The organism is Leptospira broomii serovar Hurstbridge str. 5399 (assembly GCF_000243715.2).
In the GTDB taxonomy this organism is placed as follows: domain Bacteria; phylum Spirochaetota; class Leptospiria; order Leptospirales; family Leptospiraceae; genus Leptospira_B; species Leptospira_B broomii.
Genome location: NZ_AHMO02000008.1, coordinates 1,637,151 through 1,661,995, shown reverse-complemented (window position 1 = coordinate 1,661,995; position 24,845 = coordinate 1,637,151). Strand labels below are relative to the sequence as shown.

Here is a 24,845-nt window from a genome sequence, read left to right as displayed (position 1 = left end):
GGGACAAGGAAAAAACCCGGACAAGCCGAGTGCGGTAAAAAAAAGGAGAACCTACGTGCAATACGAAGTAGTGATCGGTCTGGAAGTCCACGCACAACTCAATACGGAATCCAAAGTTTTCTCCACCAGCCCTACAAAATTCGGCGCCCCGCCCAATTCACAAGTCTCGGCCGTTTGCCTCGGTTTACCGGGATCACTTCCCGTACTAAACGAAGAAGCTTTAAATAAAGCGATCATGGCCGGTTTAGCCTTCGGTTCTGACATTACTCTCCATACTAAATTTGATCGAAAGAATTATTTTTATCCGGATTTGCCGAAAGGTTATCAAATATCTCAATTTGACCGGCCGATTTGTCAAGGTGGCGGGGTTTCCTTTACCGTCAAAGGCGAGGAAAAACCGAAATATGTACATCTCACTCGAATTCATATCGAAGAAGATGCTGGAAAACTTATCCACTCTGCCGATCAAAATGTTCACCAATCTTACGTTGATTTGAATCGCGCGGGAACTCCTTTGATCGAAATCGTTTCAGAACCGGAGCTCCGTTCCTCGGATGAAGCATATCATTACCTTCTTTCCCTTAAGTCCATTCTCAGATATATTCGCGTTTCTGATTGCAATATGGAAGAAGGATCTCTTCGCTGTGACGCGAACGTCTCTATTCGTCCGATAGGTTCGGATAAATTCGGAACGCGGGTGGAAATCAAGAATTTGAACTCGTTTAAAGCGGTCAAGGCCGCCATTGACTATGAAGTCGAATGGCAAACTGAAATGCTATCTCAAGGAAAAACATTTCAGCAACAAACCAAACTTTGGGATTCCGCGGCCAATATCACCGTAACGATGAGAACCAAAGAGATGAGTCACGATTATAGGTATTTTCCGGATCCCGATCTTCCTTCCATAATACTAACCAAAGAAACCGTGGAAAATATCCGTAAAACATTGCCGGAATTGCCGGATGCCAGAAGGAGTCGATTTATCGAAAAACTTGGACTCCCTAAGTATGACGCGGAAGTGCTTACGGCAGAAAGGGAAATCGCAGATTATTATGAAGAAGCTTTGCAAGTTTCCGGCGATCCGAAACGGACCTCCAATTGGGTAAAAGACGAAGTTCTTGGAATCGTTAATAAGGAAAGCATTACTATTTCTGAATTTAATGTCGGACCGAAACGAATCGGAAAATTGGTTAAATTAATCGCAGACGGTAAAATTTCAGGAAAAATCGGAAAAACCGTTTTTGAAGAAATGCTTTCGAACGAGAAGGATCCGGAAATAATCGTCACTGAAAAGAACCTTATCGTAGTCCGCGACGATAAGGAGATAGAAAGAATCGTAGACGAAGCGATTGCCGCCAATGAAGATGCAGTGCAGAAATATAAATCCGGAAAAGATAGGGCCCTTGGCGCAATCGTCGGTTATATAATGAAAGTTTCCAAGGGTAAAGCGGATCCGAATCTAGTGAATCAAATGCTTTTAGATAAGTTAGGTCCGCTCCCCCCTAAAAGTTAGTTCAATATTAAAATTTTCTTAATCGTGCAGGAGGCTTAAAACCGCCTCGCTGATCTCATCGGTCTTATACGGTTTGGCTACAAATTTATCAATCCCGAGAGTGAGACATTTTTCCCGTTCGCCGCTGACTGTTCCGGCAGATACCGCAATCAAGGGCATGCGAGGAAGATTGGGATTTTCGTTTTCCCAGGCTCTAATTCGAGTCGCCAATTCAAATCCATCCATCACAGGCATCTGAATGTCTAAAAGAATCAAGTCGATTCGTTCTTTAAAAAAGAAATCGAGTGCGACTTTTCCATTTTCGGCCGAAATCACTTCGGCACCCAGTTTCTGCAAATTACGCTGCAAGACTAGACGATTTACCTCGTTGTCTTCTACTATAAGTATCCGAGAATTTTTTCGAAGCACCCGCGGCTCTTTTTTATCGGGAAGAGCTTTACGCGCCGAGAGAAAGCCGAGTACTGCGTTTTCTTTCTTTGAAAGGAAGGCTCGTATTTCCGAGGGAATTACCGGTTTCACTAAATATCCGGCAATTTCTAGATCCCTTCTTGCTTCGCCGATCAAACCCAGTTCGGAAGAAAATGTAAGTAAATAAATCGGTAAATGAGAATATTCGGAATAATTACGAATATCTTTAGCGATGCTAATTCCTTTTAAAACCGGAAGATGGTTTTCCAGTATTATCATGTCGACCGGAGCGCTTGTCGATTTTAATGAATCAAATAAGTCGGATTCGTTGCTTACTACGAACGTCTCCGCTCCATTGAGCTTCAATAACTCTCGCAGAATTTCCAAAGACTCTAAGTCCTCGCCAAAGATAAGAATTCGCGTTCCTGGAACCGCTTTTAGAGAATCGCTTTCCTCTTTCCCGACTGCTCGCACAGGAATACGGAGCTGAAAAGAACTTCCCTTCCCTTCCTTACTCTCGACATGGATTTCACCCTCCAAAAGTAAGGCTAGACTTTTACAAATGCTTAATCCTAAACCCGTTCCTCCGTATTTCCTAGAAGTAGAACCGTCTGCCTGAGTAAAGCTTTCGAAAATTTTATCCAATTTTTCCGATGAAATTCCAATTCCGGTATCGGACACCGTTAATTTCAAGATAGAGGAATCTTCTTTCTCCGCAGGAGAAGGGTCCATTTCTAAGCAAACTTCAATCTTTCCATTATGAGTAAACTTGGCCGCGTTCGAGAGTAGATTGATTAAAATTTGTCTAAATTTAACCGGGTCGCTTTCGATCCGCGAGGGCATATTTATTTCAGAATAGATTAGCTTAACTTTCTTTTCGGTTAGCTTATCTGCAAATATCCTTAATGAAGGTCCGAGCAGTTCCCCCGGAGAAAACTCCGAATAATCTATTGATAATTTTCCGGACTCAATTTTAGAAAAATCCAATATATCATTCAATACGTCCAAAAGAGAATTGGCGGAATATCGCAACGTTTCCAAGTAGTGACGATTTACACCGTTAGGATCGTTCGAAAGCAACAAGTCAGTCAAACCCAGAATTCCGTTCATCGGCGTTCTGATTTCATGGCTCATATTTGCTAAGAAATCGCTTTTAGCTCTTAGTGCGGATTCCGCGGCTTCTTTTGCACTTTCCAATTCCTTTCTAGCTATTACCTTATCAGTAACATCCTGCAATGATCCGTTTAGACCGATAACCTCTCGCTGTTCCGAATCCCAAATCGGAGAACCGACTCCTCGAACCCACTTTGCCGTCCCGGAAGAGGTCGTAATCTGCAATTCCAAATCGAAACTTTTTCCTTCTCTGATTTCTTCGAAAGCGGAAATTATCTTAACCCTATCCGCTTTTACGTAAAGGTCGATGACTTGAATGAGATTGGGGTCCGTATCTTTATCAATTTCTAATATATTATATATTTCTTTTGTCCACGATCTTTTCTGGGTTTTGAAATTGTAATTCCAACCTCCGATTTTCCCTAGACTTTGTGTTCTCGCTAAAAATAATTCGCTTTTTTGAAGCTCCTCTTCCGCATCTTTTTGTTCGGTTATATTCCTGATTATAAAGATCGCCGTTTCCGAGTCATAAGGGAACATTCTAGCCTCGAAAAATTTCTGACCTTCCGGGAACCCGAGGGAATATTTTAAGGATTCGCCTTTGCCGAAAGCCAAGACTAGATCGAGTTTTTGCATGATATTTTGCGCCAATTCCCTGGGAAGAAGTTCCGACATTTTTTTACCGAGAAATTCGTTCGGCGGAACATAAAGATCCTCCAATTTAGGGGCATGATAACTTATGATCCTGGATTCTTTATCCATGATAAAAAGTAAATCCGGCAGCGCGTTGACTAATTTTTGGCTTCTTTCCTCGCTTTTCTTAAGAGCTTGTTCCGTTTCCCGTCTTCTTTCTTCATTACGGATCGCTTCGATGATATGAGCGATGGTTTTAAGAAGCGGTTGTAGATCTTCGCAGAGTCTTTCATCATATCCGCTTTTGCAATTTGCGATTACTAGAATGCCGATCATTCTTCCTTTAATTTCAAATGGGACGCCTAAGAAAGTTCCTAACTTCGGATGTCCCTCCGGTACTGCTTCCGCCTTCTTAGGGTCATTAATGATGATCGGATTTTGAGAAAGAGCAACGGAACCGAATATGCTGTTTAACTTTCTAAATTCCAACCCTTTGCTGGAATTCGCGCTAACGAATTTTTGTATATCTTCTTCCGAGGAAATTTGCGCAATTGCTCGAGTTTTGATATAAGAAGATCCTTCCGAATCCAGAATCGCTTCCGCAATAAAACCGTATTCACTTTTCGTAAGATCTAAAATCGCGTGAAGTAACTTCGAAAAAGTCGAACCGGAGTCGAATTCTAAAATATATTCGGATAATGATCGGGTTATAATCTCGCCTAAACGTTTTTGAAAAAGGAGCTGTTCTTCCCGTTTCTTTTGTTCGCTAATATCCCTAGCAATCCCCATAAACCCGATTAGTTCACCGTTAGACTCCCGCATCGGAGTAACAATGAGACGAACGGTGAGACGGGATCCATCTTTGCGAACGTAAATCCAATCTCTTGCCTCGAAGTTTCCATTTCGAGCATCTTCCACCAAGACTTCAAAACCTGAAACTTTCCGGTTATATTTTTTATATAATTCGCGGCCCCTTTCCTCGACTTCGGCTTCGTCATGGAAGATGTCAGGGGTACACTTCCCTACGACTTCGTCGGCGGAATAACCCAACATAATCTCGGAGCCTGGATTAAAGGAAAGAATTATCCCGTTTAGATCCGTTGAAATTACCGACACCTGGGTTGCGGCGATTAATACTCGCTGACTTATATCGGAAATTTCGTTCGAAGCGGAAGAGAAGGGAATATCCATATGGCCATCTGATCGGAAAAACAATGCCGTCCGGAAAATTCCTTCCGGTCGATGATTCAAACTTAGCCTTGAACTCCGAACCGGCTAAATATAAAGATAGGTTAAAAGGATGAAACCGATTTTTATTTTAGCTTCGATTTTGATCGTTAATAATAAATTTTGACAATCTTTCTCAACATTCTCACGAGAGATTGTTGAAATTTTGACTACTTTTCGACCGGCACAAGCCAGTAGTAATGCAGATATTCTTCGCTTAAACGAAATCCGAAACTTTCATATAATTTTCTAGCTGCCCGATTATCCGGAGATGTTTCCAGACTCATTCCTTTTCCACCCAATTTGCGGATCGTTGAGGCTGCCTCTTCCAAGAGTTTTTTTGCGATTCCGTTTCTTCGAACTGATTCCCGGATGTATAAATCGTTTAGAATAAAGTCCTTCCTCATTTGTAATGAAGAAAAAGTCGGATAAATCTGCGCAAAACCTTTAAGCTCATTCGAATCTTCGGCGACGAGCAATATCGAATCTTTATGCAAAAGGCGATCTTCCAAAAATCGTTTCGTATTCGTAGAATCGGATTTCAATCCGTAAAATAAACGATATAATTCGAATAATTCCGTCAGCTCCTCCAAATCGGATCGGCTTGCGGCACGAAGAGTAATTTCTATTTTGGACATTGATACCTTTATTATATTTTCATTTTAAATAAATAACTACTATACTGCCATTCCTCGTGGGGAGCCCATCTTTCAAAAAGCCGACCGCTTCTTTGGACAGGGCATGATCCTGAAGAATCTTTATCGATTCGTCCGTCAAGAACGACGAAGATTCGCATTCTATTTGAATGAACCCAAAATCGCAATGCTTTATTCCGGTAATTTCGGAAGAATCTTCCATTCTAAAATGTGCCTCCGAATGCAACGCATTCCTCGAACGAATCTAGAATGGTATAAGCTTTATAAATTTGGAGAATGGATTCATCGGCTATCCGGTTAACCAAAAGCTCCCGGGACAAAGTGAGAAAGACTACTCTAATCGGTCCCTATAGAATTCCATATAAAAAACCGCTTATTTTTGGTCGCAAGAGCGAATTACAGCACGATAAAGAACCCGACTAAGCCAGCAGGAAAATACGAAAAATTCTCTCCAATTTGGTATGATTTATCGGAAAAGTCTTTTTTCAAAAAAGTCGAGGATTTAAAATTACATAGCTTTTGCAATAGAATGAAAGGTTGGGGTCCACTCCGCTTGACGAATCCCGGTCCGAATTTCTATTATGTCCCTTGGAATGGAAGATTTCGCCCACCTACATCTTCACACTACTTACTCCATGCTCGACGGCGCAATCCGTATCAAGGAGTTGATGAAACACGTTAAAGAGCTAGGAATGAGTTCCGTTGCAATGACCGATCACGGGAACATGTTCGGAGCGATTGAATTTTATAATGAGGCGGTCAAAAACGGCGTAAAACCGATCATAGGCTGTGAATTCTACGTCTCTCCGAATCGGAAAGCCGAAATGGAGGAGATGAGAATTGCCGACGGAAATGCATATCATTTAATACTTCTTGCTAAGGACGAAGTAGGTTATAAAAATCTAATAAAGTTAGCGAGCAAATCCTACACGGAAGGCTTTTATAAAAAGGCGCGTATCGACTATGATCTTTTGGATAAGCATAGCGAAGGGTTGGTATGCCTTACGGCCTGCTTAGCAGGTGAAGTGAATCGCAAGATACTGGAAGGCAAAATTCCCGAGTCTTTTCAGCTCGCGGGTAAGCTTAACGAAATTTTCCGAAAAGAAGATTTTTACTTAGAAATTCAAAATCATGGTATTCCTGAGCAGGAGATCGCAGCAAAAGGCGTCTACGACTTCTCGCAAAGAACCGGAATTAAACTAGTAGTTACCAACGATTCCCACTTCCTTAGAAAGGACGACAAGGAAGCACAGGATATTCTTTTAAGAATCGGAATGCGCAAAACGATCGAAGACGAAATGGAATTCGGCTTTAATCAGCACTTCTATGTAAAAAGCCCTGCAGAGATGAAACTTCTCTTTCCGGAGCTCCCCCAAGCATACTATTCCACACTTGAGATCAGAGATAAGATAAATCTTCAATTAAAGTTCGGAAATTATCTTCTTCCTGAATTTTCCGTTCCCGACGGTTACGACGAATACGGCTTTATGGAAAAACTTGTTTGGGACGGGATTCGTCATCGATATTCAAGTATAACTCCGGAAATCAAAGAAAGAACGGAATTCGAACTTGGAACGATTAAGAATATGCGCTTTGCCGGATACTTTTTAATCGTTCAAGATTATATCAATTATGCGAAGAAGAGCGGAATCCCGGTCGGACCGGGGCGCGGATCCGCTGCCGGGTCCATCGTTGCCTATGCATTAGGAATTACTAACGTCGAACCTCTCCGCTTTAATCTCCTTTTCGAGCGATTTCTCAACCCCGACCGAAAGGATATGCCCGACATCGATACGGATTTCTGCGTCGAAAGGCGAGAAGAAGTAATCAATTATATCCGGCATAAATACGGGGAAGATCGAGTAGGTCAGATCATCACCTTCGGGTCTCTAGCGGCTAAAGCTGCTTTAAAAGACGTGGGTCGAGTCATGAATCTTCCCTACGACGAAGCAAATAAGCTCACGAGCTATTGTCCAAATAAGCCCGGAATCACTCTGGATGAGGCGATTGAAATTTCTTCGGATCTGAAACAAGCGAGTGAAAAAGACGAACTTCACAAAAAGATCTTCTCGATTGCCAAGCGTCTCGAGGGAAACTACAGACAGCCCGGACGTCACGCTGCAGGCGTAGTCATTTCACCATATCCGTTAGACGAAGTGGTTCCGCTTTCTACGGTTGCGGAGAAAGAACGTCCCGGAGTCCGTTCGATAGTTACCCAGTACGAAAAGAATAACTTAGAAGCCGTTGGCCTCATCAAAATGGATATCCTTGGCCTCAAAAACCTCACGACCTTAAACTATGCGGTTAATTTGGTAAAAGAGAGAAGAGGAGTAGAGCTGGATTTAGACAAAATTCCATTAGATAATTCTAATACATATGCCCTGCTTCGCAAGGCAAATACGTTAGGGATATTCCAGTTGGAATCTAGCGGAATCACCGATTTGGTGGCAAGAAGCCAAGTTTCCAGTTTCGAGGAAATCGTTGCTCTTATCGCCTTATACCGTCCGGGCCCTATGGAATCCGGGATGTTGGAAGAATATTTGGAGCGTAAAAGCGGAAGAAAGCCGGTTTCTTATCCGCATGAATCCTGCGAAGCGATTTTAAAAGAAACTTTCGGATTAACCGTTTATCAGGAACAGGTGATGAGTATCTCTCGCCTTGTCGGCGGCTTTACGATGGGCGAATCCGATATGCTACGCAAGGCCATGGCCAAAAAAAAGAAAGAACTCATGGACCCTCTACGAATCAAATTCATAGAGGGAGCTCAAGCAAAAGGACACGCTAAAAAGTTTTCCGAGGAATTGTTCGACCAATTGGAAAAATTCGGCGGATACGGCTTTAACAAATCGCATTCGGTCGCTTATGCTCTCGTAACCTACCAAACTGCGTATATGAAAGCGAACTATCCGACCGAGTATATGGCCGCTCTGCTCGCGGGAGATCATTCTAAAACGACCGATATCGTTAAATACATCAATAACGCCCGCGAAATGGGTATACATGTTCTTACACCGGATCTCAACGAATCTGACGTTTCTTTTTCCGTTATCGATGAAGAGACGATTCGCTTCGGGATTTCGGCCATGAAAGGAGTCGGGGAAGGAGCTGCCGAAAATATCATCAAAGCCCGGAAAAAAACCGGAGGCTTTAAAGATATCAAAGACTTTATACTCGAAGTCGACACTCGAATCTTAAATAAGAAGATTATGGAAGCGTTAGTTCAAGGCGGAGCGATGGATTCGTTCGGTTATACGCGAAAATGCCTATTCGAATCGCTTGATAGTCTTGTGTCTTATGCGCAAAAGGAACAGGAAAGATCCGCTGAAGGGCAATTCTCTCTGTTCGGCGAGTCTACGTTATCGTATGAACTAAAACTTCCTAAAGACGCCGATGATTGGGAATCGGAAGAACGATTACGAAGGGAAAAATCGGTTACAGGTTTATTTCTTTCCGGCCACCCTTTAGATAAGTACGAAGCTCATTTACGCAGCCTGCACAGCATCCCGATAGAAAAACTGGATGATATTAAAGCCGGTACTAAAGTTGAAATCGCAGGCATCGTGACTTCGCTTAAAGTCAAATTCACTAAGAAAAAAGAAGAATTCGTAAATTTCAAATTAGAAGACCGAACCGGAGAAATCGAGTGCGTTGCTTTTCCGAAAGTATACCAAAGATTTAAGGAGTTGATCAAGGAAGACGAAGCGGTATTTATCAAAGGCGATTTGGACAGGATTGAAGCGGGAGAGTCGGAGCTGAGGGGTCAAATCAAAGTAAATAACTTTGAAATATTGAACCAAACAACCATCGAAGATAAGATGGAAAAAGCCTTACACATAAGACTCGAGGATCGTCACCGCAAAATGCCCGATATCATAGGTAAATTGCATACTCTTCTCGCGGCTTACCAAGGGAATTCGCATGTTTATTTCCATCTAATCTCGGGAGCGGAAGAAAAAAAAGTCATTCGCGCCCATAATCATTATTCGGTGCAACCCAATGACGAGTTAATGAGCAGGCTTGTCGGGCTTCTAGGTAAAGAAACTGTTTATTATAGCTTCGGAGAAAACATCAAAGCTTACAGTCCGAAGGAAACTGCCGGGGTCAAGCGGTGAATCTCGTTTAATAAAGATCAGTCTAAACATATCTCGCGAATTTCACTTTGAAATATATTCGTTATGCCCTTTCCTACTTCCATTCAAACAGAACATCTTTTACTTCGAACTTGGAACGACGGAGATAGAGACTCTTTATTTAAATTAAATTCCGATCCCAAAGTTATGGAATTTTTTCCCACACTCTTATCGGCAACTGAGAGTACCGAAGCTTTCGGCAGGATTCAAAAGCATTGGAATAGATACGGCTTCGGCCTATTCGCAGTCGAGGACCTGATTGAAAAATCGTTTATCGGTTTTGTAGGAATAGTTCACGTCGACTTTGACTGTTTCTTTACGCCTAGCGTGGAAATCGGCTGGCGACTACTTCCTGATTTTTGGGGGAAAGGATATGCGAGTGAAGCCGCGATCTCCACTCTTAAATACGGGTTTCAAGAATTGAATGTGACTGAAATCGTTTCCTTCACTAGTGTTCTCAATGACCGTTCAAAATCCGTTATGAAGAAAATTGGAATGGAATTCATAACCGAATTTCCTCACCCGAATCTTCCGATGAGCCACCGTCTTAGCAAACACGTATTATACAAAAAAGTAAAATGATATCGTACTTCAGGATTTCGCTCGAATTATTTTTCAATAATCCTCTTTAGTCCTAAGATAGTTTCGATCGGCGCATCCGAAGACGACCAATTCGATATATAAGAAGGAACATCTCCTCCCGGATCGGTTTGGTTGATATAAGTGACTAGGGTTGATGTAGGAGAAATCTCTTCGAGAATCCACTGAATTTTGGAATTCACGATTCGAAACGCGTCTTTTTTTGCAGGGATAGTTAAATCATTTAGAGCCTTCGTAAATATGTTGAACCTTTTATTCTTTGGATCAAAATGTGATTCGGTTTCCAAAACCATCTCTCGGTCCTTAACGGGCCACGGTGCACCGATCAAATAGTAATGTCTAAATTTTTCGGGTACTTTCCCTCCTAACACCCTGGATTCTTTGCAATTTGCAATCCAATCGATATGTCCCGGAATATTTAAGAATATGTTTCTTACTTCGAATAAGGGTTTTGAAATTAAAGTACTCACTTTGAAGGCATCGAAAGAAGTTTCCGTGTTTTTTTTGAAAATCTTTACGTTTTGCTCTTCCTTTACGAATACCCAATCTTCGCCAAAAATATCTGAACTCGAAAGAACGAAAAGAACAAGAAGAATACCATAAACCTGTCGCATCGGGATAACTCTTTAAGTCTGCTAAGAGAAAAGATAATTCAGTATAATCGTAAAAAGAAAACGTTTATTTTAATTTTTATAATACGATAAAGAAAACTTCGAAGCTTATCGAATTCGAGTCACGTAGAAAGTGAAACTTTTTTCGCCTAGGTTACCTCGAAAATCCCAGGCAAGAATTTTGATCGTATTTTCCCCATTTCTAAAATCCAAGTTTCCGAGATAATATTGGTCTCTGAAATATAGCTCGGAAAAGCGAAACCCTTCTGGATTTTTCCATTCCCCATGGTCATAGGTTAAAGCGGAAAAACCTGCCTTCTTCAGGGGTTCGCCGTTTAAAAATGCCTGAATCTGAGAAATTCCTCTTCGCTGGCCCGTCTTCTTCCCGGCGTCCGAAACGCCAACCGTAACCGGAAACGGTTGAGAAACGTTAATATTTTCCCCGTCGTTTATTTGAGTATATTTGTCACCGACATGCACTAATAGGTTTCCGATCTGAGGAGAGACTTCGTCTTCGATTGGAGGGAGGAACTTCATTGGATCCAAAATCTTTTTTCCAAAATCCTGAATAACGACAAAATGGAGGTGGGCACCGCTAGAATGTCCCGTATTTCCGGTCATTCCGATTTTTTCGCCTCGAGCGATTAGGCGATCCTGTAAAAATCCGGTCAACCGACCGTCTTTCAGGTGATAATAGGACGTATAAACGCCGTTTCCATGATCGAGCCAAACAGAATTTCCGGTTCCAAATTCCTCGCCGTACGGGTCATCCTCACCAAACCGTGTATAGAGGATTTTTCCTTCGCCCATTGCCAGGACCGATTCGCCGTTGGAGGAAATATCCATACCGTTATGGAAATGATCTCCCCTGGATTCTCCAAAAACGGAACTTACCTTATTTTCAATTCCGTCCGTTTTCACAGGGAGAAGAAAATTTATTACTTTATCGTTTTCCGCAAAGGTGCTTAGATGGAACGCGGCCAAGATTAGGCCTAGGATTGGGAAAAGTCTCATTTCCAGGTCGGCCCCCTGGTGCAAGGTTATATTAAGAATGAATTTGTCAAAGGATAAAACCCTGGACCTCGTAACCCGATGTGGCGAGGGCGATGAAGAAGCATTAAAATTGTTTTTTGAGGCGTACTCGGAAGACATTTATAACTTCCCAATGAAGATTTTTCATTTAAGCGAGGATGACGCGGGAGACTTTTTTCTCTACGCATTTGAACGCCTTAAAACCGGAGCAAGGTTCTCCAGCTTTAAGGGTAAATCTAGCTTTCGTACATGGTTCTATTCCGTTCTCCGAAATATGCTCATAGATTGGCAGCGCACGAAGCGCGAGCTAAAAATGACCAATTTAGGAAAAATCAATAAAGAAGGAAAAGAATACGCGACGATCGAAGACGAACCCGACTTAAGACCCGATCTTCTCGAGGAAGCACAGGAAATTACCCGGCTTTTTCATCAAGTCTTGGGAGAAATCGGAACCGAAAAACGCGTAATTTTCAAACTATCTTATATTTATTATCTGAATTTAGATGAGGAAGAAATCAAATTCTTAGTTTCTAAAACGAAGCTCTCTGTAGACGATTTAAAGAAAAAAATTATGTCGTTACGGACCGATCTATCCAACCGGGAAGAAGAAAATATCCGGATGGAGGATAAAATCACCTCCTTGTATTTAAATATCCTGGAACTGAAAGAAAAGCAGAATGCGACCGTAAAAAAAGCCCCGATTCTTCCGCAGGAAATCGATAAAACCTCTCAAGCATTAAAAAAGAAATACGAACAGCGTAAGAAACTCCTGGAAAAACGAAAAAAAGGGCATTTTTTGGCACGTACCCCTTATAGGGAAGTTGCCGACCTTTTAGGGATTACTGAAGGGAATGTTAGTGTCACTTTGCTACGTCTGATCGAAAAAATACAAAAAAAACTCAAATTTTCGGAATTGTCCGAGTAAAACGAATCGTCTTAAACTTTATTGGAGCGTCACACGCAAATGGAATCCAAACGCGAACCAGGCTCGGAATCGGAACTCAATCAATCTCTCTTTGATGGAAAAGAGGATGTACTTTCAGGAATCGATAAAAATCCCGAGCTTCAAAATGAACTCATTCGGATGGAGGAATCTCTTCAAGCCGGCTTAAAGGCTGCCGAAGAATCCTATTTCGAATCGGCTGCCCGCAGTCATGCCTACACGACTTTCCAAGAAGATTTAGATGTAAGCAAAGCCGAATTGACTGAAGGTTGGCAAATAAAAGCCTTTCCTGAATATCTAAAACGCTACGTCGAGATGGAGCTGTCCCGTAAGGAACAAAGCCGCGAATCGATCGTTGTAAAACTGGGAAAATCAGGTGCTCAGCTCTTCGATAGCTTAATTCAAACTCTACAAATCAATACTAGAGTAGATTATGCTCCTGCAATGCGCTCCGCAGCTGCCAAAACACCGGCTGCTTCGGAATTTATAGTATTTGAAGAGAAAGTCGAAGACGATTGCAAGTTCACTTACCAAGTCGTTCAAGAAACGGAAGAGACTGCCTATCTTAGTGTCAAAATCGACTGCCCACGCCCTGAAGATTTCCAAAGGGTAAATCTTTCTAAAGATGGAAGGTTTATACTTTCCAACCAATTCAATTCGGATGGAATTACGAATTTCGCCGGATTGAGAGAAGGAAAGTACACAGTGGAATTCCAGGGAAAAGACTTGTCGAAATCAATAGATCTCTTTATTCTCTTAGATTAAAGATATCTGTTTCATAAATTCCCCTTTCGAGCTTATGTCTCGATGGGGGAACGGAATCAGGCCATTCTTAACCGGAACCTATGCTCAATCTAATCATAGACAGAGTCGGCGCAGTTAACGTTTTTAATATACTAGACAATTCCGGAAGCGGCTCCGAGTCCCACTTACAATCGACTATGGACGAGGATTTAATCCTCGAATACATTAAGGAAATTGAAAACTTAGTCCGTGTTTCCGTAGCCATACATCAGAAATCCTCAAGACACCCGACACTCGAAACGGATATTCTCCACGAATTAAAAATTCTCGGAGAAACGTTCTACGACCAATTTTTTCCTGCACCAATCCAAGAAAAGCTGCGCTTAACCACTGAAAAATACTTACACTTTAATATTGATCCTAAATTGGGAGTGATTCCTTGGGAACTCCTACATGACGGAACCTGTTTTCTTTCCGATAAATTTTTCATCGGAAAAACGGTACGTGGAGAGGCACATAGTGGAGCCTTTAAGGAAAAAGAAAAACTCCGAATGCTTATCATAGCCGACCCGACAGAAGATTTGGAATGGGCACAGAAAGAAGGTGAACAGTTATTTCGAGTATTAAGCGAGAAAGTTCCTTCTTCCCGCCTTGAAATAGAATTCATAGGCGGACGTCAAGTTACCAAGCTAAAGCTTCTTTCCTTGATTAAAGGTAAAAATATTATTCATTATTCCGGCCATCTTTTCTTCTCGGACGATCCGTTGGAAAACGGATGGCTTATTTCAGAAGGAAAGATTCTGAAAGCGCGAGAGATAAAAAACTCGGGCTTCAATACCGACATGGTATTTTCGAATTCCTGCCAATCCAACAAAAGCACTACTAGAAATCTGAATTCCGATTTAATGAATAATTTTGCCGGTTCGTTTTTGATGTCCGGAATCAAAAGCTTCATAGGAACCAATTGGGAAATAGCGGATAATCAAAATACGATCGATTTTACGATTCAATTCTATTCGAATCTATTTGCGGATAAAAGCGTGGGAGAGTCTCTCTACTTAGCAAAAGAGCAGGCGCGTCGAAATTACGACTCGAGCGATCTAACTTGGACTAATTACAGTCTGCATGGACAGCCGAACATGCGGGTAACGTCGGATCCGACAAAAGGGCGGACTGCTCATAAGATCGTAAATCCTTCCCTAATTTATAAGTTTTATCCGACTCCGATCGCATCCTCGTATTACACGTTTACTGAGAGACAAAAGGCGGAATCGCTTTCTTCCTACGAACTAATGGAAAACCTAATCGTTGCGTTCGAAGAGTTCAGCAAGGTGATGGGAGGAATTCTATTTAGCGACCACCAAAATCACGCATTAGGAAAATTTATCCCGAATAATCCGGACGATGCCTACAGTATCGAAAGATGGTGGGATCTTATGTTTCAATGTTTGCACGATTTTAGAAAATTGGAAATCACCCCGGTCGTGACCGATTTGGCCGAGATACTTTTTGCAAACAGAGATACCATACAGAAAATGATTCAGTGGATCGACCTGTATTCTAAAGGGCAGATTCAACCTGAATCAGCCGACGGCTATTTGATAACATTTCAGTATTACTTTGAAAATCTGCTCACTGAACTCGAAGAGTTGGAGCGAGTCAGTATCTTTTTGGTTTCGACGAACTCGAACAATCACCTCTTTTTCCGAGGCTTAAAACCTGAGTCATCGCTGGTTGCAGCGCCGATGATCAAGCAAGACTTTGTCGGAGAGCAAATCGAAAAATATCGTGGGAGAGTCATAGTCTTTCACGAAGAACGTCTTCAAATTTTTCCATTAGCGTGTAATATTATTGAAAACCCTGAGACTAAAGCCTTAGAATTAGCTTTCCCTGGATTTCTGCCCTCTTCTCACGGAAATTTACCTCACGGCGGCATCTAATTTCGTGGGCCTATGCCAACCGGATCGAAACGTACCATTTTCTTGTGGAGCGTGCTGCGGTCTGTTTAACTTACAAACTTCTCCGGATAAACTAAGAACCATATTAGAGGATCGAACTAACGAGTTTCGGCAAACTGTGGATTTTAGCCGACCATATACGATGGCGGAGTTCCGTAAGCAGAGGGAAGTTAAAGAAAAAGATATCGAAAGAAAAGACCCGCTAACATACAACTGCCCCTTTCTAGGAAAACTTACCGAATCTGCACCTTCGAACGAAGGGGAGAAAACTACTATGGTATATTATAGAATTGGTTGTATGATTCATCCGATTTACACCGGCGATCCCAAAAGTCAGAACTATTCGTTTTATGGATCATCCATATGTCAGGCGTACGACTGCAGAAATAAAGAAAGAAGGTATTCGCAAGAATGGGAAGAGGTGTTCGTAGATCTTTCTGAAGATTCCTTTTCCTATTCATCTCTAGCTTCCGATTACAGAACCATCGATATGATAGAAGGCTATCTAAAGGAAGAAGGCTTTTCTGAAACCGAATGGTTTACAGTTGAGAGAAACAGGATTATCGGCTTCTTAAAACAAAAATTCAAAGGTAAAATTTCCCTTTGGAATACTTCCTTTGAACTCGAAATGGAAAGCCCTCCCCCGATTTCTTATAAGGAAAGACTCGCAAATTGGCTGGGAATTTCAACCAACCATTTGCTATTTTCTTCGGGTACTATTTCAGACGAATAAAAATAGGGCTATGTTTTCTCGCAAGATTCTATCCCGCCTATATTTATTAAGAGTGAAGGTAATCTTATCAAGATTGACCGGCTGTACCGTTCGATCCTTTCTTACTGACTGTTTTCTTAACTTCTTCCACTTTCGTATTAACTTGGCCTGCAAGTCCTTCAACGGAACGTAAAGCGTCCTCGATATATTTGCGAAGATTTACTGCAACTTCTCCCTGGTCCTGTGCCCCTTTAGTAGAAAGCTCTTTAAATTCCTTTTCGACTTTAAGAAGAATACTGTCCGCCTGTTCACGAAGCGTTTTCGCTGCTCCTATGGCAAAATTAAGAGCTTCTTTAATTTCCTTTTCCATTGCTACATTCCTTTACAATTCGGATTCCAGGATTTCCCGTTTTCTTTTTTCATCACCTGTTTCCGCAGATGTGCCATTCCATAGAACTCCGTAGTAAAATTATTATGCACTGCACAATCCTTTGTCAAGCGGCTTTCAATTTAGCATAACATCAGGACAAAAAAAAGAGCGGAGAAATTCTCCGCTCTTTTCCACGAAATCGTTTTTCCGTTAAGAAAGTTTCGGGCCGAATGCGGTGAAATCGTAATCCTTGGATCCTTCTACGTATTTCTTGAAGTTTTCGATAAACATACCGGCTAACTTCTTAGAAGTTTCGTCATACGCTGGTTTGTCCGCCCAAGCCTCGCGAGGATCCAGAATCGAAGCATCTACACCTTCGACAGTCTTAGGATATTCGACTTGGAAAATCGGATGCTTCGCAAACTGGGCCTTATCAATATTTCCATTCATAATCTCGTCGATAATCTTGCGAGTCGAAGGGAGGTTCATTCTTTTACCAACCCCGTATGAACCGCCAACCAAACCGGTATTCATGAGATAGGCGCGAACTTTATGTTTGCGCATTTTTTCACCCAATAGTTTCGCATAAACCGTAGGGTGAAGAGTCATAAACGCGGCGCCAAAGCAAGCCGAGAACGTCGCGGTAGGTTCTTTAATTCCCCGTTCTGTTCCGGCAACCTTAGCAGTATATCCGGAAAGGAAATGATACATGGCCTGCTCGATCGAGAGTTTTGAAACGGGAGGCAATACTCCGAAAGCGTCATACGTAAGAAAAATAATCACTTTCGGATGATCGCCTTTGGAAGGAACCTGAATATTTTTGATGTGGTAAATCGGATAAGAAACGCGAGTGTTTTCGGTTTTTGCGGCGGAAGTGTAGTCGACAACTTTCGTCTTCTCATCGTAGACCACGTTTTCCAAAAGTGCGTCGCGCCGAATCGCTTCGTAAATTTCCGGTTCCGTTTTAGGATCCAGATTAATCACTTTCGCGTAACAGCCGCCTTCGATATTAAAGATCCCGTTATCGTCCCAACCATGTTCGTCGTCGCCGATTAGTTTACGGTGAGGATCAGTCGATAAAGTCGTTTTTCCGGTTCCGGAAAGCCCGAAGAACAAAGCGGTATCTCCGTCTTTGTTTCCGATATTCGCGGAACAATGCATCGAAAGGATTCCCTGGAGAGGTAACTTATAGTTCATTACCGAAAAAATTCCTTTCTTCATTTCTCCGCCGTATTCTGTTCCACCGATGATGCAGATTTTTTTACTTAGGTGGAAAATTACGAATACGTCCGAGTTAAGTCCATGTTCTTTGTATTTTTCGTTTTTAACGCCGCAAGCATTGATAATGGTGAATTCAGGAAGGAGGTTAGCCAATTCTTCCTTACTAGGACGAAGGAACATATTAGTACAAAAATGATGTTGCCAGGCCTTTTCGGAAACTACACGCAGCCCCATACGAGTTTCCGGATTGGCACCCGCGTATCCGTCGAACACGTAGAGTTTTTTACCCTTAAGGTAATTTACGCATTTTGCATGTAATTCGTCGAAAATCTGTTCTGAGACTTTAAAATTTATGTGACCCCACCAAATATTTCCGTTAGAAGACGGTTCATCCACAAAATACTTATCTTTGGGAGAACGTCCGGTAAATATTCCGGTATCTACCATCATAGTACCGTTGGAAGAAATGACGGTTTCGCCGTTATTCTTTTCGTGTTCGAAAATTTCGTCGTAGGAAAGGTTGTGGAAGACTTCGGAGGGCTCGATACCGAGCTCCTTCAGTCCCTTCACTTGCGTTTGGGCCTGCATCTGGTGCTCCTTGCTGTTCGTATTTCAAATATTTTCGGGTTCAAGATAGAGTCAATTCGGAACCTGAATCAATTTCTTTCAAGATTCAGGTAAATCCGCTATTCTGTCTCATTTGGAGAAGATCCTAGAACGGATCCTCTCCGCTTAAGCTTATTGCTGTTGTTGCTGATCTTGGAAATCTTTACGATTTCCGTAATCATCCCCGCGATCCGAATTATTACGGTTGCGGTTACGATCTTGGTAGTCTCTACGATTATTTCGATCTTCGTTCCCGCCGCGGTCGGAGCGATTTCCTCGCTCTTCACCTTTTTCCTGTTGGCTGCGGTCTTGCCGCTCTCCACCCCGATCGAAATTACGATCACCACCGCCACGATTACGATTCTCACGATCCCCGCCGCGGTCCCCCTTTTCATGGCCACCGCCGTTAGAATTCGCTTTGGTAAAGATCATCTTACCGGCAGCCGTTTGGATAATGGATGTTACGGTAACTTTCACTTCCTTGCCGACGAGATGGCCTCCGTTCTCGATGACGACCATTGTGCCGTCCTCGAGATAACCGATGCCTTGGTTTTCGTCTTTACCTTCTTTAATAACTTGGATTCCAAGTTCTTCTCCCGGTAAAACAACCGGTTTCAAAGCGTTAGCAAGAGTGTTTAGATTTAGAACCTTTACTCCCTGGAGTTCGGCGACTTTATTCAAATTAAAATCATTCGTTACGATCTTGCCGCCGGTATCGCGAGCCAATTTAATAAGCTTAGCGTCGACTTCTCTCGTGTCCGAATAATCTTTATATGTGATTTTTACTTCTATGGATCCTTTTCGTTGAAGTTTATTCAACATCTCGAGACCCCGTCTTCCGCGCGCTCTCTTGATCGGATCCGAAGAATCACTGATTAATTGGATTTCCCGAAGGACGAAATTCGGGAGTATTAATGGGCCATCAATAAAATGCGTATCTGCGATATCTAGAATACGGCCATCGATAACGACAGAAGTATCCAGGATTTTATCGCGAACTTCATCTTTGTTGATGATGGCGACTCCAAACGGATCCAATCCCTGATGTCCGCCGGCGCCTCCCCCTCCGAAGATGGAAAGTCCCGGTTCTTTAGCAAATGCCTTACCGACTCTAGCTCCAAAAAGACCTAAAATCAAATACAATGCGAGATTTAATTCTTCAAATCGAATGATGGTTCCTAGAAACCATGCTACAACGAATCCTAATAATACTCCTACCCCGACGCAGAAAATGATGTCCGCACGAAATTTAGGAAATAGTTTTGCTTCTCCAAATAATAGTACAAGAGAAACTACGAGGACCAGTCCGGAAAGAGAACCAGCGAGAACCCAATCTTGGGTTTGCTTCTGCGTCACAAAAAACGACAGAGAGGAAAGGAGGATAGCCGTAAGGCCTTTGTATAGGTAACCCATAACTCAAATCCTTCAAATATAGACTCGAGTTTTAGTCGGAATTATTCTTCGTCGACGACTACTGCTACTTTGTCACCGACAGCAAAAGAGCTGGCCAACACATCAGAGACAAGGTTCCCCGCTTCTTCTTGAGAAACTCCCTTGCTTAAGGCAACTTCCATTTTTACGAGATTGTATGCGCTCTCGTAGAGCTTCCGCTCCATGATAGATAGTTCCTTACCGTTTGCTCTGCGAAATAGATTTCTGCAGACATCCGCTACTTCGAAAATCGAACCGGACTTAATTTTATTCAGGTTATTTTGGTACCTGATCTTCCAATCCTCTTCCGTATCGACTTCATCTTTCTTGAGTAAATTGATGACTTTCTTGATATCCTTTTTGTCGATGATCGGTCGAATTCCGACCTGTTTCGCTTTATCGACAGGGATCATCACTTTCATCTTGCTACCCTGGATTTCCATGACGTAGCATTCTTTTTTCTTACCCAGGATAACTTTTTTAGCGATTTCGGTGATTTCACCAACACCGTGGATCGGATAGACGACGTAGTCGCCTACGCCATGCTCGTAGCCAGATTGTTTCTTTTTGCTAGCCAATTAGGTATTAAGACTTCCGTTAAAACTCTGCTCAAAAATATAGCAAATTTTTGGCATAAGTCAAGGAAAAAAAGGGTTTTGTTAAATTACCCGTAATTTAACCGATTTTCTTTATATTCCCCGCGTATTATCGCTTTGTTTTGTGAATCTGAGAACCGTGAAAGATCGGATCATTGAGCGGTCTAATGGACTCTAAAGCTTGAGTCGCTTCCGCCTTTCCGTAAAAGTAACCGATGAAAAGTTCCCCGTGCCCGGAACGAAAAATTCGACCCTGGAATTCAGGTTTGGCCCTCAATAATTTCTTTCCTACTTCCATCGCTTCCAAAGAATCGCTGGTCGGAATGGAAATAAAATAATTCTCGCGATCCGATCTGGCCGGAAATTTTAAACCTTTATTCTCCGAAGAAGGCTTTTCTTCCGCGTGCCCAAAGTCTTTGCTTTCCGGCTTTTCCGACGATTCAGATTTAACTTCCGCCTGGCCTGAATTTTCGCGTTGCTCGATCGTTTCAGCAGGATTCCGTCGCGAAAACTTGCCGGTATTATAAAAAGATTGAGTTTCGTTCTGGGCAAAAGCTTGTTCTTTCTGATCCAAACGCAAGCCAACCACGACACCTGCGGTAAATAGAGAAATCGCTCCGACTAAAATTAAAAAAAGCGAACGTGAACTCGGGAAAGAGCGGATAGGCGAGGCCGATCCCCGTACATGCTGTATGGTTTGAACCGTCGGCTGAGAATCGAGAGGTCTATTAGCGGTCCCTCCTCTTATTCCGGTTTGTTTCAGTCTGCGAGAATAATCGATATTTTGCATGATTCAATCCGACATGAGATCCGGCTACGAAATGAAAGATCCCTTACTATTAAGTATCGGTCATCAGCCCAATTTTGGGCATGGAAAAATACGATTTGGAACGAAAGGAAAATAAAAAGGCCGGTAAAAAAACCGGCCTTTCCGAAACTAAATTGGAGAAATTCTTATCCGACTAAATAAAGAAGAGGAAAGAGATAGATCCAAATCAAGTCGACTACGTGCCAGAAGAGGCCTACGCCTTCCACCGGAGTGTAGTAATCAGGGCCGACCTTATTTCTGACTACTTTCATCAATACCCAGAAAATTAAGAAAGCTCCGGCAAGAACGTGCAGCCCGTGGATTCCGGTCATTACAAAGTAAAATCCGAAAAATAGAGGCCAGTTTTTAGTGTCGTTCAATTGGCGAAGATGCTTGTATTCTTCTTCGTCCATATGCAGTTTGTGCTCGCGCTCTTCCGCCGAAACTTCACCGGCTTCCTTCACCAATGCAGCCACTTTTGTGGTAGTTCTCGCTTCGTCCGTATACGCATATTTTCCAGGAACCGTTCCCACATGGAATTTATGAGTGTATTCGAAGTATTTTACGACCATGAAGATCGCGGCACAGAGAATCGTCACAGTAAGCGCAATGATTGCTTTTGTTCTCAGGCCCCGCTGCACGAAGTTGATTCCTAATGCCATCGTAAAGGAACTGAATAAAAGAACAACAGTGTTCACAGCTCCCATCGATATGGAGAGCTGTTTACTACCTGCATGGAAGATCTGCGGGTAAAGGGAATGGTAAATTGAATACGCTACAAAAAGGCCACCGAACATAAGAATTTCAGTAACCAAGAAAAGCCAAATTCCTTGTTTGGAGGTTTGGTATTGTTGTTCCGCGCTATCAAAATGGTGAGCGTGGTGAAAACCCGCGGGATTAGCGGTACTCATAGGGTCCTCCTGAAACTACTGGGGTCTTATCAAAGTTTTCGTGCGGCGGCGGAGAAGGAATCGTCCATTCAAGGGTTTTTCCGCCCCAAGGATCGTTACCTGCTTCTTTGCCTGCGATTAATCCGTGAATAACTGCAATGAGTCCGACGATAAACCCGGTTCCGATGAGCCAGGATCCTACCGTGGACATTTGATTCAATTCGGTAAACGCAGGGAGATAATCGTAGTATCTACGAGGCATTCCCATTGCTCCTAAAATGAACTGCGGATAAAAGGTTACATTAAATCCGGAGAAAATAAATACCCAGGAAATTCTTCCAAGAAGATCACTGGTCATCTTTCCCGTTACCTTTGGGAACCAATAAATTAACGCTCCCATCAATGCCATTAAAGTTCCACCAACCATTACGTAGTGGAAGTGAGCCACAACGAAGTAAGTATCGTGAAAGTGTATGTCCATCCCGGTTGAAGCCAGATAAACGCCCGTCAAGCCACCGATGGTAAAGAGGAACATAAAGCCGAGAGCGAATAGCATCGGCGCGTCTAACCTAACGCTTCCTTTATACATCGTGGAAATCCAGTTGAACAACTTGATCGCCGTCGGAACGCCCACGAGCATCGTAATTACGGAGAAAAGCAGGCCGGCAAATTCCGATTGCCCGGAAACAAACATATGGTGTCCCCAAACCAGGAAGGAAACTCCCGCAATTGCTAATGAAGAATAAGCAATCGCAGTATATCCGAAGATAACTTTACGAGAGAATGTCGCGACTAATTCGGAAATAACACCCATCGCAGGCAAAATCATGATGTAAACGGCCGGATGTGAATAGAACCAGAAGAAATGCTGGAACAATACCGGATCCCCGCCTAATTGCGGGTCGAAGATTCCGACACCTAAAGCTTTTTCTGCAATTAACAAAAGTAAGGTAATTGCCAAAACAGGAGTCGCTAAAACTTGCAAAATGGCGGTGGAATAAAGCGCCCAGACCATTAAAGGAATTCGGGTCATCGTCATTCCCGGAGCACGAAGCTTGTGGGTAGTTACGATGAAGTTCAATCCTGTTAGAATCGAAGAGAACCCGATGATAAAAACACCGAGAACCAACGGAATAACGCCCATGCCCGTCTTGATGGTTGAGTATGGTGTATAAAAAGTCCATCCAGTATCAACTCGATCCATAAAGAGCGTGGAGCCGGTGATTGCCGCCCCAATCATGAGCATGTACCAGCTCATTAAGTTCAAGCGTGGAAAAGCGACGTCTTTAGCTCCGATCATGATCGGAAGAACTAAGTTCCCAAAGATAGCCGGAATTCCAGGAACGATCACCATGAATACCATGATGGCACCATGATAGGTCATCATACGGTTATAAATATCCGCTTCGAATAACGTTTTCCCCGGAGTAAAAAGCTCTGCACGAACTAAAAGTGCAAAGATTCCACCTAAGAGGAAAAAGCTCATAATCGCGAAGAAATACATGATCCCGATCCGCTTATGATCCAAGGTGGTAAGCCAAGACCAGATTCCTTTTTGGTGATTCAGGAAGTTATGTTTACTGTGTGCGCTAGTGGCGGCCTGTGACATTGTCCGTGCTCCTATTTAAGCGTCTTAATAAATTCAGTTATATCTCGAATCTGCTCGTCGTTTACCCGCCCTTGAAAGGAAGGCATCGCAGGAGGATAGCCTGCGACTATTTTAGCAGTCGGAACTAAGATGGATTGCTTAATATAATCGTCATTACCCGTAGCAGAGGAACCGTCGGCAAAATCTCGTTTATTCCCGTACAATCCCTTGAAAGTGGGACCTACGATACGCGAACCGTCTAGAGAGTGGCAGCTATTACAACCCAACTCGGTATACAGTGCTTTACCCTTATCGGCAGGATTCGCGTTTCCAGCGTTCGACGCCGCGGCTTTTTGCTGGTCAATCCAAGCGGTATATTGCTCTGAATCTACAACACGAATCAAAGCCATCATATTAGAGTGAGATGTTCCGCAGTATTCAGTACAGAAAACCGTAAAATCTCCCTTCTCAATTGGGGTGAACGTAAATGTAGTTCTACGACCCGGAACCGCATCTATCTTATTCCGGAAAGCAGGAACATAGAAGCTATGAAGTACGTCATCGGAAGTAAGAATGAATCGTATCACTTTCCCGACTGGAACTACAACAACGCCCGGTTTCAAAAGATTAGAATTTGCGATTTCGGGATTCAGCTTGTCTGAAGTCGGACTGTTGACCTTAAATCCTTCCTTGTATTGGAAAGCCCAAGCCCATTGGCGAGCGGTAACGTGAACTTCCACATCGCCCTTCACTCCAATTTTGCGCAAATCGTCAAAAACCACCCATCCCCAGCCAAAGATTACCATCATAATCACGAACGGAATGAAGGACCATAGAAACTCTGCTAAAGTGTTATGAGTGATATAAGCACTTTTTTGAGTGTCCGAAAGTCTTCTATACCGAATGATAAAGATTGTCATTCCTCCGATGAGGATGACGAAGGAAATCAAGCCGGAAATAAGTAGAAACGCATAGAGATAATCCACACCTGCTGCTTCAGCAGAGGCCGGAACCGGCATAAAGCTCGTGGCCGTAATAAAATGGTACCAGTTCAT

The 24,845-nt window shown here is 42.7% G+C and carries 20 protein-coding genes; 7 read left to right on the top strand and 13 right to left on the bottom strand.

Features of this window, described 5'->3' with window-relative positions; translation table 11 throughout:
- Positions 1-55 precede the first annotated feature (55 nt).
- On the top strand, positions 56-1,513 hold the full coding sequence (gatB, locus tag LEP1GSC050_RS13335) for an Asp-tRNA(Asn)/Glu-tRNA(Gln) amidotransferase subunit GatB (protein WP_010571707.1): 1,458 nt from the start codon (positions 56-58) through the stop codon (positions 1,511-1,513).
- Between the two features lie 18 nt (positions 1,514-1,531).
- Here the strand turns inward: gatB and LEP1GSC050_RS13330 are convergent, their stop codons facing one another.
- From LEP1GSC050_RS13330 to LEP1GSC050_RS13320, 3 genes are all read right to left on the bottom strand, one after another.
- Positions 1,532-4,858 (bottom strand): response regulator, encoded by a 3,327-nt coding sequence (locus LEP1GSC050_RS13330; protein WP_232225718.1) that lies wholly within the window; start codon positions 4,856-4,858, stop codon positions 1,532-1,534.
- A gap of 206 nt (positions 4,859-5,064) precedes the next feature.
- The gene (locus tag LEP1GSC050_RS13325) at positions 5,065-5,532 is read right to left on the bottom strand and encodes a GNAT family N-acetyltransferase (RefSeq protein WP_010571705.1); all 468 of its coding nucleotides are present in this window, start codon (positions 5,530-5,532) and stop codon (positions 5,065-5,067) included.
- A gap of 19 nt (positions 5,533-5,551) precedes the next feature.
- Positions 5,552-5,752, bottom strand: coding sequence for a hypothetical protein (locus LEP1GSC050_RS13320; RefSeq protein ID WP_010571704.1), 201 nt, complete (start codon positions 5,750-5,752; stop codon positions 5,552-5,554).
- Between the two features lie 391 nt (positions 5,753-6,143).
- On the opposite strand from LEP1GSC050_RS13320, the gene dnaE reads away from it, so the two are divergent.
- Together dnaE and LEP1GSC050_RS13310 are read left to right on the top strand one after the other, a co-directional pair.
- A complete protein-coding gene (gene dnaE, locus LEP1GSC050_RS13315; RefSeq protein ID WP_198012853.1) occupies positions 6,144-9,662 on the top strand; it encodes a DNA polymerase III subunit alpha in 3,519 nt (1,172 codons plus the stop codon).
- Between the two features lie 63 nt (positions 9,663-9,725).
- The gene (locus tag LEP1GSC050_RS13310; protein WP_010571702.1) at positions 9,726-10,262 is read left to right on the top strand and encodes a GNAT family N-acetyltransferase; all 537 of its coding nucleotides are present in this window, start codon (positions 9,726-9,728) and stop codon (positions 10,260-10,262) included.
- A 26-nt stretch (positions 10,263-10,288) separates the two neighbouring features.
- Here the strand turns inward: LEP1GSC050_RS13310 and LEP1GSC050_RS13305 are convergent, their stop codons facing one another.
- Together LEP1GSC050_RS13305 and LEP1GSC050_RS13300 are read right to left on the bottom strand one after the other, a co-directional pair.
- The gene (locus LEP1GSC050_RS13305; protein ID WP_010571701.1) at positions 10,289-10,894 is read right to left on the bottom strand and encodes an SRPBCC family protein; all 606 of its coding nucleotides are present in this window, start codon (positions 10,892-10,894) and stop codon (positions 10,289-10,291) included.
- A 105-nt stretch (positions 10,895-10,999) separates the two neighbouring features.
- Positions 11,000-11,905, bottom strand: a complete 906-nt coding sequence (locus LEP1GSC050_RS13300; protein ID WP_010571700.1) for a M23 family metallopeptidase — start codon at positions 11,903-11,905, stop codon at positions 11,000-11,002.
- Positions 11,906-11,942: 37 nt separating this feature from the next.
- Here LEP1GSC050_RS13300 and LEP1GSC050_RS13295 point away from each other — a divergent pair, with 37 nt between their 5' ends.
- The 4 genes from LEP1GSC050_RS13295 to LEP1GSC050_RS13280 all read left to right on the top strand — a co-directional run bounded on the left by LEP1GSC050_RS13295 (position 11,943) and on the right by LEP1GSC050_RS13280 (position 16,301).
- Positions 11,943-12,848, top strand: a complete 906-nt coding sequence (locus LEP1GSC050_RS13295; protein ID WP_010571699.1) for an RNA polymerase sigma factor — start codon at positions 11,943-11,945, stop codon at positions 12,846-12,848.
- Positions 12,849-12,887: 39 nt separating this feature from the next.
- Complete coding sequence (locus tag LEP1GSC050_RS13290; RefSeq protein ID WP_010571698.1) at positions 12,888-13,631, top strand: hypothetical protein; 744 nt, start codon at positions 12,888-12,890, stop codon at positions 13,629-13,631.
- A gap of 80 nt (positions 13,632-13,711) precedes the next feature.
- Entirely contained in the window at positions 13,712-15,550 is a 1,839-nt protein-coding gene (locus LEP1GSC050_RS13285) for a CHAT domain-containing protein (RefSeq protein WP_010571697.1), read from the top strand.
- A 4-nt stretch (positions 15,551-15,554) separates the two neighbouring features.
- Positions 15,555-16,301, top strand: a complete 747-nt coding sequence (locus LEP1GSC050_RS13280) for a hypothetical protein (protein WP_040911346.1) — start codon at positions 15,555-15,557, stop codon at positions 16,299-16,301.
- A gap of 67 nt (positions 16,302-16,368) precedes the next feature.
- Here LEP1GSC050_RS13280 and LEP1GSC050_RS13275 read toward each other — a convergent pair whose 3' ends face one another.
- The 8 genes from LEP1GSC050_RS13275 to coxB all read right to left on the bottom strand — a co-directional run bounded on the left by LEP1GSC050_RS13275 (position 16,369) and on the right by coxB (position 24,845).
- Entirely contained in the window at positions 16,369-16,650 is a 282-nt protein-coding gene (locus LEP1GSC050_RS13275) for a phasin-related domain-containing protein (protein WP_010571695.1), read from the bottom strand.
- 210 nt (positions 16,651-16,860) lie between these two features.
- Positions 16,861-18,459, bottom strand: coding sequence for a phosphoenolpyruvate carboxykinase (ATP) (pckA, locus tag LEP1GSC050_RS13270; RefSeq protein ID WP_010571694.1), 1,599 nt, complete (start codon positions 18,457-18,459; stop codon positions 16,861-16,863).
- A gap of 150 nt (positions 18,460-18,609) precedes the next feature.
- Positions 18,610-19,890, bottom strand: coding sequence for a PIN/TRAM domain-containing protein (locus LEP1GSC050_RS13265; RefSeq protein ID WP_010571693.1), 1,281 nt, complete (start codon positions 19,888-19,890; stop codon positions 18,610-18,612).
- Positions 19,891-19,931: 41 nt separating this feature from the next.
- A complete protein-coding gene (locus LEP1GSC050_RS13260; RefSeq protein WP_010417048.1) occupies positions 19,932-20,486 on the bottom strand; it encodes a CarD family transcriptional regulator in 555 nt (184 codons plus the stop codon).
- A gap of 127 nt (positions 20,487-20,613) precedes the next feature.
- On the bottom strand, positions 20,614-21,294 hold the full coding sequence (locus tag LEP1GSC050_RS13255) for a hypothetical protein (protein WP_010571692.1): 681 nt from the start codon (positions 21,292-21,294) through the stop codon (positions 20,614-20,616).
- A gap of 164 nt (positions 21,295-21,458) precedes the next feature.
- Positions 21,459-22,223 carry a cytochrome c oxidase subunit 3 family protein gene (locus tag LEP1GSC050_RS13250; protein WP_010571691.1) on the bottom strand — a complete coding sequence of 255 codons (765 nt, stop codon included), beginning with the start codon at positions 22,221-22,223 and terminating at the stop codon, positions 21,459-21,461.
- A complete protein-coding gene (gene ctaD, locus LEP1GSC050_RS13245; RefSeq protein ID WP_020987378.1) occupies positions 22,210-23,811 on the bottom strand; it encodes a cytochrome c oxidase subunit I in 1,602 nt (533 codons plus the stop codon). The genes LEP1GSC050_RS13250 and ctaD overlap by 14 nt, the downstream gene beginning before the upstream one ends.
- Before the next feature lie 11 nt (positions 23,812-23,822).
- Positions 23,823-24,845, bottom strand: coding sequence for a cytochrome c oxidase subunit II (coxB, locus tag LEP1GSC050_RS13240; RefSeq protein WP_010571689.1), 1,023 nt, complete (start codon positions 24,843-24,845; stop codon positions 23,823-23,825).

Coding starts and splice junctions, on each gene's coding strand:
- LEP1GSC050_RS13330 (WP_232225718.1), bottom strand. CDS start 4,858: ATGGATATTCCCTTCTCTTCCGCTTCGAACGAAATTTCCGATATAAGT.
- LEP1GSC050_RS13325 (WP_010571705.1), bottom strand. CDS start 5,532: ATGTCCAAAATAGAAATTACTCTTCGTGCCGCAAGCCGATCCGATTTG.
- LEP1GSC050_RS13320 (WP_010571704.1), bottom strand. CDS start 5,752: ATGGAAGATTCTTCCGAAATTACCGGAATAAAGCATTGCGATTTTGGG.
- dnaE (WP_198012853.1), top strand. CDS start 6,144: ATGGAAGATTTCGCCCACCTACATCTTCACACTACTTACTCCATGCTC.
- LEP1GSC050_RS13310 (WP_010571702.1), top strand. CDS start 9,726: ATGCCCTTTCCTACTTCCATTCAAACAGAACATCTTTTACTTCGAACT.
- LEP1GSC050_RS13305 (WP_010571701.1), bottom strand. CDS start 10,894: ATGCGACAGGTTTATGGTATTCTTCTTGTTCTTTTCGTTCTTTCGAGT.
- LEP1GSC050_RS13300 (WP_010571700.1), bottom strand. CDS start 11,905: ATGAGACTTTTCCCAATCCTAGGCCTAATCTTGGCCGCGTTCCATCTA.
- LEP1GSC050_RS13295 (WP_010571699.1), top strand. CDS start 11,943: ATGAATTTGTCAAAGGATAAAACCCTGGACCTCGTAACCCGATGTGGC.
- LEP1GSC050_RS13290 (WP_010571698.1), top strand. CDS start 12,888: ATGGAATCCAAACGCGAACCAGGCTCGGAATCGGAACTCAATCAATCT.
- LEP1GSC050_RS13285 (WP_010571697.1), top strand. CDS start 13,712: ATGCTCAATCTAATCATAGACAGAGTCGGCGCAGTTAACGTTTTTAAT.
- LEP1GSC050_RS13275 (WP_010571695.1), bottom strand. CDS start 16,650: ATGGAAAAGGAAATTAAAGAAGCTCTTAATTTTGCCATAGGAGCAGCG.
- pckA (WP_010571694.1), bottom strand. CDS start 18,459: ATGCAGGCCCAAACGCAAGTGAAGGGACTGAAGGAGCTCGGTATCGAG.
- LEP1GSC050_RS13265 (WP_010571693.1), bottom strand. CDS start 19,890: ATGGGTTACCTATACAAAGGCCTTACGGCTATCCTCCTTTCCTCTCTG.
- LEP1GSC050_RS13255 (WP_010571692.1), bottom strand. CDS start 21,294: ATGCAAAATATCGATTATTCTCGCAGACTGAAACAAACCGGAATAAGA.
- LEP1GSC050_RS13250 (WP_010571691.1), bottom strand. CDS start 22,223: ATGAGTACCGCTAATCCCGCGGGTTTTCACCACGCTCACCATTTTGAT.
- ctaD (WP_020987378.1), bottom strand. CDS start 23,811: ATGTCACAGGCCGCCACTAGCGCACACAGTAAACATAACTTCCTGAAT.
- coxB (WP_010571689.1), bottom strand. CDS start 24,845: ATGAACTGGTACCATTTTATTACGGCCACGAGCTTTATGCCGGTTCCG.